At 59.7% G+C, this 12,088-nt stretch carries 12 protein-coding genes; 3 read left to right on the top strand and 9 right to left on the bottom strand.

Annotated elements, in window-relative coordinates; translation table 11 throughout:
• Nucleotides 1–144 precede the first annotated feature (144 nt).
• The gene (locus tag ACP7AP_RS18510; protein ID WP_426036482.1) at nt 145–573 is read left to right on the top strand and encodes a VOC family protein; all 429 of its coding nucleotides are present in this window, start codon (nt 145–147) and stop codon (nt 571–573) included.
• A gap of 78 nt (nt 574–651) precedes the next feature.
• On the opposite strand, the gene ribD is transcribed toward ACP7AP_RS18510, so the two are convergent.
• The 3 genes from ribD to ACP7AP_RS18495 form a co-directional block, all read right to left on the bottom strand.
• Nucleotides 652–1,719, bottom strand: a complete 1,068-nt coding sequence (gene ribD, locus ACP7AP_RS18505) for a bifunctional diaminohydroxyphosphoribosylaminopyrimidine deaminase/5-amino-6-(5-phosphoribosylamino)uracil reductase RibD (protein ID WP_426036488.1) — start codon at nt 1,717–1,719, stop codon at nt 652–654.
• 14 nt (nt 1,720–1,733) lie between these two features.
• Nucleotides 1,734–2,201, bottom strand: a complete 468-nt coding sequence (nrdR, locus tag ACP7AP_RS18500) for a transcriptional regulator NrdR (protein ID WP_054008026.1) — start codon at nt 2,199–2,201, stop codon at nt 1,734–1,736.
• Nucleotides 2,202–2,348: 147 nt separating this feature from the next.
• On the bottom strand, nt 2,349–2,795 hold the full coding sequence (locus tag ACP7AP_RS18495) for a thiol-disulfide oxidoreductase DCC family protein (RefSeq protein WP_426036480.1): 447 nt from the start codon (nt 2,793–2,795) through the stop codon (nt 2,349–2,351).
• A 225-nt stretch (nt 2,796–3,020) separates the two neighbouring features.
• Here ACP7AP_RS18495 and yghX point away from each other — a divergent pair, with 225 nt between their 5' ends.
• The gene (gene yghX, locus ACP7AP_RS18490) at nt 3,021–3,908 is read left to right on the top strand and encodes a YghX family hydrolase (protein ID WP_426036478.1); all 888 of its coding nucleotides are present in this window, start codon (nt 3,021–3,023) and stop codon (nt 3,906–3,908) included.
• 11 nt (nt 3,909–3,919) lie between these two features.
• Here the strand turns inward: yghX and ACP7AP_RS18485 are convergent, their stop codons facing one another.
• Nucleotides 3,920–5,305 carry an NAD(P)/FAD-dependent oxidoreductase gene (locus ACP7AP_RS18485; RefSeq protein WP_426036476.1) on the bottom strand — a complete coding sequence of 462 codons (1,386 nt, stop codon included), beginning with the start codon at nt 5,303–5,305 and terminating at the stop codon, nt 3,920–3,922.
• Nucleotides 5,306–5,437: 132 nt separating this feature from the next.
• Nucleotides 5,438–6,322, bottom strand: a complete 885-nt coding sequence (locus ACP7AP_RS18480; RefSeq protein ID WP_426036474.1) for a LysR substrate-binding domain-containing protein — start codon at nt 6,320–6,322, stop codon at nt 5,438–5,440.
• Nucleotides 6,323–6,413: 91 nt separating this feature from the next.
• On the opposite strand from ACP7AP_RS18480, the gene ACP7AP_RS18475 reads away from it, so the two are divergent.
• Nucleotides 6,414–7,634 (top strand): acyl-CoA dehydrogenase, encoded by a 1,221-nt coding sequence (locus ACP7AP_RS18475; RefSeq protein WP_426036472.1) that lies wholly within the window; start codon nt 6,414–6,416, stop codon nt 7,632–7,634.
• Between the two features lie 216 nt (nt 7,635–7,850).
• On the opposite strand, the gene ACP7AP_RS18470 is transcribed toward ACP7AP_RS18475, so the two are convergent.
• From ACP7AP_RS18470 to ACP7AP_RS18455, 4 genes are all read right to left on the bottom strand, one after another.
• Nucleotides 7,851–8,723 carry an ABC transporter permease gene (locus tag ACP7AP_RS18470; protein WP_426036470.1) on the bottom strand — a complete coding sequence of 291 codons (873 nt, stop codon included), beginning with the start codon at nt 8,721–8,723 and terminating at the stop codon, nt 7,851–7,853.
• A gap of 12 nt (nt 8,724–8,735) precedes the next feature.
• Nucleotides 8,736–9,659, bottom strand: coding sequence for an ABC transporter permease (locus ACP7AP_RS18465; RefSeq protein ID WP_426036468.1), 924 nt, complete (start codon nt 9,657–9,659; stop codon nt 8,736–8,738).
• The gene (locus ACP7AP_RS18460) at nt 9,660–10,742 is read right to left on the bottom strand and encodes an ABC transporter ATP-binding protein (protein WP_426036466.1); all 1,083 of its coding nucleotides are present in this window, start codon (nt 10,740–10,742) and stop codon (nt 9,660–9,662) included. It abuts the gene before it with no gap.
• 114 nt (nt 10,743–10,856) lie between these two features.
• Entirely contained in the window at nt 10,857–11,981 is a 1,125-nt protein-coding gene (locus ACP7AP_RS18455) for an extracellular solute-binding protein (RefSeq protein ID WP_426036464.1), read from the bottom strand.
• Nucleotides 11,982–12,088 lie beyond the last annotated feature (107 nt).

The following is a 12,088-nucleotide window of genomic DNA, read 5'->3' as shown; positions in this document are numbered from 1 at the left end:
ACGTACCAAGCCCTCTGGACCGCCGTCGGTGCAGTCTGCGATCTATTCCATAGCCAGGAATGCAGAAACTACTTCAAAGCCGCAGGATATGGTCCCGATTGAAGGTGACTTGCTCTAAGTTGCACGCAAACAAAGGAGACAGACATGACAATCCGATATCTGCACACCATGGTCCGGGTGCTGGACCTTGACGCCTCGATGGCGTTTTACCGCCTGCTGGGGCTGGAGGAGACCAAGCGCTATACCAATGACAAGGGCCGCTTTACGCTGGTGTTCATGGCACCGCCCGGTCAGCCGGACTGTCCGGTGGAGTTGACCTATAACTGGGATGGCGACAGTGGCCTGCCTTCGGATTCGCGGCATTTCGGGCATTTGGCCTATGAAGTTGACGATATTTACGCAGTTTGCGCGCATATGGCAGCCAATGGTGTGCTGATAAACCGCCCGCCGCGCGATGGCCATATGGCGTTTGTGCGCTCGCCGGATAATGTCTCGATCGAGATTTTGCAGAAGGGCGAGGCGTTGGCTGCGGCGGAGCCTTGGGCTTCGATGGGCAATACCGGGAGTTGGTGATTTCGGCGGGGCGCGGGTTGAAGCCTGCGCCTCCGGCGGGAGTATTTTTGCCAAGATGAATGGTTAAAAAGCGAGTGGCTAGAAGGACCAGAGGCTGTAAGCGTCTGGTCCTATGCTTTTGGTTTCGCGCAGGGTCAGACGGGGAGCGTCTTTCAGGGCGGTGAGGTTGAGGGCGGCGAGGCTGGCTTGGCCGTCGCCGCCGATCAATGCGCCTGCGGTGAACAGCGCGAGATCGTCTACCAGATCGGCGCGGATCAGCGCGGCCGCGAGGCTGCCGCCGCCTTCGCAGAAGATCCGGGTCAGGCCTTGGGTGGCAAGGGTTTGCAGTGCGGCGCGGGGATTTATGGTGCCATTTTCGCTGGGGATTTCCAGCAGCATCGCGCCCTGCCCTGCCCAAGCATCGCGGTTTTGCTGTGGGGCATTGGGGCCGTGCAGCAGCCAGACCGGGGAGGTTTTTGCGGTTTGGCCAAGGCGGCTGTCTGGGCTGTGGCTCAGGCGGCTGTCCATCACGATGCGGATCGGTTGATGTGTTGCGCCAAGCTCACGCACGGTCAGATCGGGGTCGTCGGCGCGGGCTGTGCCAGAGCCTATCAGCACCGCGTCATGGTTTAGCCGCAGGGTGTGGACGGCGCGGCGGGACGCTGGCCCGGTGATCCAGCGCGATTCGCCCGTGGCGGTGGCGATGCGGCCATCCAAAGTGGTGGCGAGTTTCAATGTCACGAAGGGCAGACCTTGCGTGACGCGCTTCAGGAAGCCCGCGTTGGCACGGGTGGCCTCGGCTTGCAGAACGTTTTCACTGACTTCGATGCCAGTGGCGCGGAGCATGGCATGGCCTTTGCCCGATACGCGCGGGTCGGGGTCTTGCAGAGCGCTGACGACACGCGCCACACCTGCGGTGATCAAAGCATCGGCACAGGGCCCGGTTTTACCGTGATGGGCGCAAGGTTCCAGCGTGACATACGCCGTGGCACCTCGCGCGGCGGACCCGGCTTGGCGCAGCGCCATCACCTCGGCATGTGGGCGGCCACCGGGTTGCGTCCAGCCTCGGCCGAGGATCACGCCCGCCTTGAGGATCACGCAGCCGACAGCTGGGTTCGGCCAAGTGCGACCCAAGCCCCGCTCAGCAATGCGCAGGGCATGGGCCATATGGTCTGCGTCGCTCACTCGTCCGCAGCGGTGCCGGGGCGGAGTTCGGACACGAAGCGGTCGAAATCATCGGCGGCTTGGAAGTTCTTGTAAACGCTGGCAAACCGGACATAGGCCACGGTGTCGATGCGCGCTAAAGATTCCATCACGATCTCACCGATCACTTTTGATGAGATGTCGGTATCGCCCAAAGATTCCAAGCGGCGCACGATGCCGGAAATCATCTGATCAATCCGTTCGGGATCAATCGGGCGCTTTTGCATCGCGATGCGGATCGAGCGTTCCAACTTGGTGCGGTCGAAATCCTCGCGCTTGCCAGAGGTTTTGACAACGACCAGATCGCGCAACTGCACGCGTTCATAGGTGGTGAAGCGTCCACCGCAGGCGGGGCAAAACCGACGCCGGCGGATCGAAACATGATCCTCCGCAGGGCGGCTATCCTTGACTTGCGTATCGACGTTACCGCAGAATGGGCAGCGCATAGGCACCCTCCTTGCTTGTTATTTGTGACTGCCTCGGCCCCGGCTATCCTGCCGAGTTATCCACAGACCCTAGCGCCATTGCCTAGCCTTCGCCTAGGGGGCTTATCACGGATACTGCATATAGCTGTGGACTGTGGCGGGCAGGACTCATGTCAGGTCTAAAAACCGGGCTTTCAGGGCGGCGTCGGGGATCAGGCAGGCGTCATAGCGGCCAAAGATGCGGTAGCGGTTGCGGGCGATCAGTTTGTAGATCGCGTCTTTCAGGGCTTTGGGCAGGTGGCGGGTGAGGCTGGCGCAGTGCCATGGGCTTGGCAGTTCCGCCATCGCGGCGGCGAAGGCGTCGAGGCGCTGGTGAATCTCGCCGTGGGTGATCACGAGATTGGTCTCAAAATCGACCAGAGGCAGGTTCAAGGCGGTGTAAAGTGCTTGGCCGAGCGGGCTTTGCGCGGTGGCATAGTGGAATATCTGCGCGCGGTCGTGGCGAAGCATGAAGCGGAAGAAGGCCGAGCAAAACACACATGCGCCGTCGAACACGATCAGGTTTTTGCCTGCGAGTTGGCGGTTGAGCGGGCTTGGCAGGTTGGTAATTTGCATGGTGCAACTGTGGCGCAGGTTTTGCGGCGGGGCGAGAGGGTTTGATGTCGCAGAGGGGCCAGCCCCTCGCCATGCGGGCTCTCTCTGAGATATTTGCGCGCAGAGCATGGCAATTTCAGACAAATTGGCGCGATACCGCCAAAGCCCATGCGGATAACGCAAGCGTGAATGGGCGGGCGTGCGGTGTGGCCTAAGTTTTTCAATACAACAACCATGGAGCGCGCGATGACCCGAATGACCGCAAAGGATTTCAGCCCGGAGTTGCTGGAGCTTTATGATTTCTACGCGCATGGCCGGATCTCGAAGCGCGAATTTCTGGATTTGGCGGCGAAGTTTACCGTGGGCGGCCTGACTGCCGCGGCGCTTTTGGGGATCATGTCACCGAATTATGCTTTGGCTGAACAGGTCAGCTTTAATGACCCTGATATTCTGGCGGATTACGTCACCTATCCCTCGCCGAATGGCAATGGTGAGGTGCGCGGCTATCTGGTGAAACCCTCGGCGGCGGTGGGGAAATTGCCCAGCGTGGTGGTGGTGCATGAAAATCGCGGGCTGAATCCTTACATCGAGGATGTGGCACGGCGGCTGGCAAAGGCCGGTTTTCTGGCGCTGGCCCCGGATGGGCTGAGCAGCGTCGGCGGCTATCCGGGCAATGACGAGGACGGTAAAGCGCTGCAATCCAAGGTCGATCCGACCAAACTGATGAATGATTTCTTCGCGGCCATTGAGTGGATGATGGCGCATGAAGGCTCCACCGGTCGGGTTGGCATCACCGGGTTTTGCTATGGCGGTGGCGTGGCGAACGCGGCGGCGGTGGCTTATCCGGAACTTGGCGGGGCGGTGCCGTTTTATGGCATGCAGCCTGCGGCGGGCGATGTGGCGCAGATCAAGTGCGCGTTATTGCTGCATTATGCCGGGTTGGATACGCGGGTAAATGCAGGTTGGCCTGCCTATGAGGCGGCGTTAAAGGCCGCTGGCACGCAGTATGAAGCCTTCATTTATGACGGCGTCAACCACGGCTTCCATAACGATTCCACCCCACGCTATGACAAGGCAGCGGCGGATTTGGCTTGGGATCGAACCTTGGGGTTTTTCCGCGCCAATCTGGCCTAATACCGATCCTGTTAGTGGCGGCCCGTTAGCCAGTTTCCAAAGGCTGCGAATTTTGACGGTGGGATGCCGAGTTTGGCTTCGCGCCGATCGGCGATGCGCAAGAGTTTGTACATCAGATGCACGCCGAACCAGCGGAAGGGTTCCGGCTCCCATTGCCGCACGCGGCGGTTGACCCACGGGAATTTGGCAATCGCGGTATCGCGGTTTAAGGCGAGATCGGCGAGGGTGCGGCCCGCTAGGTTGGCGGTGGACACGCCGGTGCCGACATAGCCACCGGCCCAGCCGAGGCCGGTTTTCGGGTCTAAGCCCACGGTTGCGCACCAATCGCGCGGCACCGCAATGACGCCACACCAAGCGTGGTCGATGGGATAATTGGCGGCCTCGGGGAAATGTTGGTGCAGGGTTTCGGTGAGGCGGCGGATGGTTTCAGCATCCGGTTCGCCGTTATTATCCATCTGTGAGGCATATTTATACGGCACACCCCGCGCGCCGACGGTGATGCGGCCCTCACGGGTGCGCTGGCAGTAGCAGTAGGCGTTGTTCATGTCACCGATCAACTCATGGCCGTGCCAGCCGATTTTCTCCCAAACCTCGGGCGGCAAGGGCACGGTGGCGATCTGAGCTGAGTTCAGCGGCAGCCATTCGCGTTTATGGCCGGGCAAAGTGGCGGTGAAACCTTCGGTGCAGCGCAGGATGATCGGGGCTTTGATGATGGCTTGCGGGGTGATCACTTCGCCTTGGTCGTAGCTGAGAACCTCGGTGGCTTCGGCGATGCGCACGCCCATCCGCTCGCAAGCCTCGGCCAGACCGCGCACCAGTTTGGCGGGCTGAATCCGCGCCATGCCGGAGACAACCATCGCGCCCAGCACGTTCGGCGCGGTGATGCGCTGCTTGACCTCGGCGGGCGAGAGTTCGCGAACGCGGTGAGCGTTGCCCCAGAGCTTGTGCTGCGCAATCGCCTCGTGCATCCGCGTCAGCTGTGCGGGGTTGGTGGCCAGCATCAATTCTTCGGACGGGATGATATCGGCGTCGATGCCTTCCTCGGCGCAGATCCGGGTGATTTCGGGGACTGTGGTTTCGAGTTCCTTGACCATCTCAAGCACCGCCTCGCGCGAGGTGGCCTTTGCATAGGCCTCATGGTTCCACGCGAAGGTGCCCATGCACCAACCACCGTTGCGACCCGAAGCCCCGAAACCTGCGAATTCTTTCTCGATCACCAGCACATTCAGCGCCGGATTTGCTTTTTTCAGATAATAGGCAGTCCAAAGGCCGGTAAAGCCCGCGCCGATGATGGCGACATCTGCGGTGGTGTTCTTGGTCAGGCAAGGGCGGCGGGTTTGCGGCAGGCCGATGTCGGCATACCAGAAAGACACGTCGCCGATGTGGTTGGGTTGCATGTTTGGCCTCTTTGTTTGGCGCAGAGTGCCGAGGGATTTGATCAAAAGCAAGGGGGGCTTCCGCCCCCCTCGGCCTGCGGCCTCACCCCCTTGGGATATTTCGGCGCAAGGGATGACAATAAGAGCTAAATTTCAGGCGTCACGCTCGGCGGCGATCCAGTTGCGGAACGAGGCGAGCGGCGCGCGCGGCGGCGCGTCTTTCGGCCAGACAAGGTAGTAGCTGCCAAGCGAGGGGATGGCAGGGCCAAAGGCAGGGGTCAGGCGGTTCTCAGCGAGTTCGCGCTTAATCAGAAACAGCGGCAGCAGGGCGAGGCCAAGACCGTGGATCGCGCCTTGGGTCATGGTGGCGAATTGGTCGAACAGCATGGCGGGCGGGCGTTGATTGGGGTGGCCATGATGCGCCAGCCAGCGGCCCCAATCGCCGGTGCGGCTTTCCAGTTGCAACAACGGGTATGAGAGAATGTCATTGGCGGCGCTGAGCGGCGTTTTCAGCAGGCCGGGGGAGGCTACCGCCAGCAGGTCTTCCTGCATCAGTGGCAGGTAATCGACGCCGGGCCAATCCTGCCGACCATAGTGGATGGCGGCGTCGAAATGGCTGATGGCAAAGTCGAAGGGTTGCAGGCGGGTGGAGAGGTTGACGGTAACTTCAGGATGTTGGGCGGCGAAACGGGCGAGGCGGGGGGCCAGCCAATGCATGCCAAAGGCGGGCAGAATTGCGAGGTTTAGCGTGCCGCCGTTCGGGTTGGCGCGCAGCGTCAGGCTGGCTTGTGACAGCGCTTGCAGGGCACGGCGGATCTCGCGGCAATAGTCTTGTGCGGCGGGGGTCAGCCGCAGGCGATGCTTGTCGCGGATGATCAGGCCAAGGCCCAACTGGCCCTCAAGCACTTGCAACTGCCGTGAAATCGCACTTTGCGTCAGGTTGAGTTCCTCGGCTGCGGCAGAGGCGGACCCCAAGCGCTCGACGGCTTCCAGCGCCAGCAGTGACGGCATTGAGGGCAGATAGCGGCGCGAGAGCATATGAGGTTTCCTCATGTTTTGTTGCCAGAACCTCGTTAGGCGTTTTGGCTGGGCTGTGCAATATAATCGGCAAAACCAGAGGAGTTCTGCGATGACCGATAGACCCAAGCTGAAAGCCAAAGACGCGCCCGATCTGGGGCGGTTTGATTGGCAAGACCCGTTCCGCATGGAGGATCAGCTGACCGAGGAGGAGCGGATGCTGCGCGACGGCGCGCGGGCCTATGCGCAGGAAAAGCTGCAACCTCGGGTGATTGCGGCGTATCGCGAGGAATCCACCGATCCGGCGATCTTCCGCGAGATGGGCGAGATGGGGCTGTTGGGCGTGACTGTGCCGGAACAATACGGCGGCTTGGGCGCGTCATATGTCGCCTACGGTTTGATCGCGCGGGAAGTGGAGCGGGTCGATTCGGGCTATCGCTCTATGATGTCGGTGCAATCGTCTTTGGTGATGTATCCGATCTACGCCTACGGCACCGAGGCGCAGCGGATGAAATATCTGCCGAAATTGTCATCGGGGGAATGGATTGGTTGCTTTGGTTTGACAGAGCCGGATGCGGGATCAGACCCTGCCGGGATGAACACCGTGGCGAAGAAAACCGCCAATGGCTACGTGCTGAACGGCGCGAAGATGTGGATTTCCAACGCGCCGATTGCCGATGTGTTCGTGGTTTGGGCAAAATCCGAAGCGCATGGCGGCAAGATCAAGGGATTTGTGCTGGAAAAGGGCATGAAGGGGCTGTCGGCTCCGAAGATTGGCGGCAAGCTGTCGCTGCGGGCCTCGATCACCGGCGAGATTGTGATGAAGGATGTGGAAGTCGGCGAGGATGCTTTGCTGCCGCATGTTGAGGGGCTGAAAGGGCCGTTTGGCTGTCTGAACCGCGCGCGCTATGGGATTTCCTGGGGCGTGTTGGGCGCTGCCGAGTTCTGCATGGGGGCGGCGCGGCAGTATGGGCTGGACCGCAAGCAGTTCGGCAAGCCTTTGGCGCAGACGCAGCTGTATCAGTTAAAGCTGGCGAATATGCTGACCGAGATTTCGCTGGGGATGCAGGCGTCTTTGCGGGTTGGGCGGCTGTTGGATGAGGCCAATGCGGCACCTGAGATGATCTCTATCATCAAGCGCAACAACTGCGGCAAGGCCCTCGACGCGGCGCGTTGGGCGCGGGATATGCATGGCGGCAACGGTATTCAGGAAGATTACCAGATCATGCGGCATATGGTGAACCTTGAAACGGTCAACACTTATGAGGGCACGCATGACGTACATGCGCTGATCTTGGGGCGGGCTGTGACCGGGTTGCAGGCGTTTTTCTAAGCCAGTGGCTGGGGTGATGCGAGGTTAGAAACCGATCCTCGCGCCACGCTTAAAATCCTTCCCCGCTGGGAGTGACTTGTGTTTGCCGCTTTGGTCTGCGCTAGACATGGTGTAAAAACCGCATAGATCAATGTTTTGCATTGATATTTGGCGGCAGAGTCGAGACTTAGTCAGCTGTTAGACAATAAAAGGCCCGGATCGCTCCGGGCCTTTTGGTTAGATAATCGCTTCTTCCAAGGCTGCGGCGCGGCGGGCTTCGGCCTCACGCGCGGCTTCGACGTTCGCGTTGCGGCGGCGTTTCAGCTCATACAGCACCGCCATCGCCAAAGTGACCACGATCAGCAAGAATGCCAGTGCGTTGATAGTGGGGCTAATGCCAGAGCGCACTTTCGAGAACACATAGATCGTCAGCGTATCGGCACCGCCCCGGGTAAACTGGGTGACGTTGAAGTTCTCAATCGATTGGAAGAACGACACCGCCGCCCCTGCCCCGATCGCGGGATAAAGATGCGGCAGCAGGATGCGGCGCATCACTTGGGCATGTGTGGCACCCAGATCTAGTGCGGCCTCCTCTAGCCCCTGATCGAAGCTTTGCAACCGGGCCAACACCAGCAGCATCACGATGGCGGCGATATAGCTGACCTGCCCCAGCACCGACAGATGCAGACCGGGATTGAACAGGATGAAATCGCTGCCCAAACCGTTGCCGATCTTGGTCCACATGATCATGGTGGAAATCCCGATCACCGCACCGGGGATCAGGATGGTTGAGATCATCGTGCCATAAAGCGCCGCGCGCAGATTGCCTGACACCGAATTGATCAGGATCGCCGCCGCCGTGCCGACAATCACCGAAATCAGCGCCACCGCGATGGCGACGAAAATGGTGTTCTGGAAGGCGTGCCACATCCGGTCATCGGCCCAGAGGGCTGCGAACCATTTCGTCGTAGCCCCCTTCCACGGCACGATGGCCGGGATTTTGTCGGTGTTGTTGAAGGCCGCCGCCGACATGATCACCAAGGGCAGCAGCATGTAGAAGATGAAGGCCCCGGCATAAACGCGGGCGAGGGTTTGGCGAATTTTGTGCATATTATCCCTCCGTTAATTCGCGATGTCGGACAGTTTGACGCGGAAAATCTTCATCACCAGACTGACGAAAAGCGTACACATCAGCAGCAAGAGGAAGGCGTAGGCGGCGGCAGTGTTCCAATCCAACGCATCCAGCATCCATTGCTGGATGGTCTGGGTGAACCATTGCGAGGTGGTCGAGCCTAGGATCGACGGCACCAGAAGTGAGCCTGCCGACAGCATGAACACCATCACCGCTCCGCTGGCGATGCCGGGTTTGGCGTGCGGCAAAACGATACGCCAATGGATGCGCCACCACGGCGCGCCGAGGTCTTCGGCGGCCTCGATCTGGTTGGAATCCAACGAAGAAATCGCGTTATAGACCGGGAAGATCATGAACAATACATAGGTGTAGACCAGACCGATCATCACGCCGTTGTAGCCGACAATCCAGCGCACCTCGTGGTCGATCAGGTGCAGCTGCAACAACACCCAAGACAGCGGGCCTTTCAGCGCCAGGATCATCCACCACGCAAACGCTCGCAGCACTTCGGACACCCACAAGGGCACGAACAGCAGCAGGAACATGGTGGGAAGTGAGCGCGCGTTGAGGATTTTCGCCATGAAATAGGCCAAAGGATAGGCCAAGGCGAAGCAGATCAGCGTGACCACCACCGAGTAGAACAGCGTCAGCGAGAAGGTCAGCACATGCACCGGGATTTGAAACGTGAAGCCGAAGGGCGAGACCTCTATCGCGCCGTTAAAGACCTTCATGTAATTGGCGGCGGTGTAGATGTCTTTCGGGCCGCCGATTTCGGTGACGGGCAGGTAGGGGCGGAACGAGCTTTCCAGCAACGTGATGTTGGGCACGATCACCAGCATCAACAGCCAGAATGCGGTGAGAAGGCAGATCAGCAAGGTCAGACTTGCGCCGTAGCGGCGGATCATATTGCTCATTTACGCCACCACGGTCGTATCTGGCAGGATTGAGGCATGGCTTGCGTTGAAATGCGCAAAACGGGCGGCTCCGATTTCCGGCACCGTGGCCGAGCCGTCGTTGCGCACTTCGGCGACAATGGTTTGACCGGTTGCGGTTTGGCTATGTACCGCGATGAACGCACCCTCAAACGAGACTTCCGACACCGTCACCTGCACCGAGTTTTCCGCAGCTTGGGTTTCCGACAGAACGGTATGTTCGGGGCGGACGTAAAGCTTGATATTGTTGCCCTTGGCGAGTTCTCCCAACCGCGCCCGGAACGGGCCAAGTGCGGTGTCAAACCCGGCCATACCGCCGGATGGGTTAGTGACAGAACCTGCGAAGATGTTGTTTTCACCGACAAAAGACGCCACAAAGCCGTTGACCGGGTTGTTGTAAATCTCACGCGGGTCGGCGACTTGCTGGATGCGGCCCTGGCTCATCACCCCGACACGGTCTGACATCGCCAAGGCTTCGCCTTGGTCGTGGGTGATGTAGATGAAGGTGACGCCAGTGCGTTTTTGGATGGCGCGCAACTCGGCCCGCATGTGTTGGCGGAGTTTGAGGTCGAGCGCCGACAGCGGTTCATCCAGCAGCATCACTTTCGGCTCCACCGCCAAAGCCCGTGCGATGGCGACGCGTTGTTTTTGGCCACCGGACAACTGGCTGATCATTTTATCCGCAGCACCCGGCAGATCGACCATCTCCAAAAGGGCCTGCGCCTTGGCGCGACGAGTGGCTTTGTCGACGCCGCGCACTTCAAGGCCGAATGAGATATTCTCCCAGATCGGCATCAGCGGGAACAAAGCGAGGTTCTGGAAGATCAGCGCGGTGGGGCGCTGGTTTGGGCGTTGGCCCTTCATATCTTTGCCGCCGATTTTAATTGTGCCCGCGGTGGGTTCGATAAAGCCGGAAATCATCCGCAAAATCGTGGTCTTGCCGCAGCCGGACGGCCCCAGAAACGAAAAGAACTCTCCGGGTCTGATCGCCACATTGGCGTTATCAACCGCGCGGAAGCTGCCGAAATCGCAGCTGACATTTTGAAGATCAATCCCTGCACTCATGGAACCGTCTTTCCCCCTGATAAGTTTTTGTTATGAGGCCTTAAGGCCATTGGGCGCTTAGAAAATATCAACGCCGGGCCCCTGCGGACCCGGCGTTTTCATCAGGTAAAAGGCTTACGCGGCCTTGAACTTATCAGCATATTCCGCCCGCTTGGTCAGGAATTCTGCCGACTGGTTCGGCCACCACCACAGTTTTGCCAGCGCTTCGTCGTTGAAGGTGCCTTTGTAGTAAGCGGAAACATCGGGGTCCATCATATCGGATGCGCCCTTGCCAACCGGGTTCGACGAGAAGGCGGTTGCCCACATCGACGCACCTTCCGGGGTGGAAACCCATTTGGCGAATTCATGCGCCTGATCGACGTTGACGGCGTTTTTCAGCAGCACGAAACCTTGGTGCCAGGCAAACGCGCCCTCAACCGGAGCCATATAGCCGTAGCCATCATTGCGCAGGTTATAGCCGGTCGAATCCCAGCACAGACCGACGGTCGCGCCATTGGCGGTGAAGCCGGCGTTGGCCTCGTTCTCGCCCGACCACCACTGCACGATGTTGCCTTTGGTCTTGATGGCTTCGGCCAAAGCGATGTCCCACAGCTGGGTCATCTTGGCCATATCGCTGTAGCCCTCAATCCACGGGAACGGCAATTTGCCTTGTGCATCCAGCCAGCGGCCCATTGCCGCCAGCGAGGAATGTGGACGCAGCACAACCTGGTTGGCCGGATCGAACAAAGCGCCCAAGGTCGGCGGCTCGCCCAGTTTCGCGGTTTCCTTGTTGTAAACCAGCGATTCGGTGCCCCAGTTTGACGGCACATACATCAGGTTGCCGTCGATATGCGAACGCTCGCCCGCCGAGCCATCGGCCAGACCGGGCAGATAATTGTCCATCGCCAGCTTCGCCGGGTCCCAAGCGCCCAAGAGGCCATTGGAGTTCCATGCACCGACACGCTCGATGGTCGGTTCGGTCATGTCCATGCCGCCGGCTTCCAGCGCGACCTTGGCTTCGCCAAACATCGTGTCTTGGTCGGGCAGTTCTTTGAAGTTGACCTTGATGCCGGTGGCGGCGGTGAACGCCGGGATCACTTCGGCGGACAGTTTGTCATAGCCAGCCCAACCGGTGAAGTTCAACTCGCCCGATGAGGCGAGGGCCTTGGAGGAAATGATCGCGGGGGCCGCCAATGCGCCCACGCCAACGGCCGACGACTTTAGAAAGCTGCGGCGGTTCAATGCGATGTGTTTGTTCACGAAAGTCTCCCTAGTGTTGATCCGCGTTTTGGCGGATGGCAGCAGATGCTTTGCGCATCTTGTTTTAGAAACTCTTACCGCATGACAGTTTGATGACAACCGGTAAA

The organism is Cypionkella sp. TWP1-2-1b2 (assembly GCF_049896245.1).
GTDB lineage: Bacteria > Pseudomonadota > Alphaproteobacteria > Rhodobacterales > Rhodobacteraceae > Cypionkella.
This window is presented reverse-complemented; position numbering and strand designations above follow the sequence as displayed.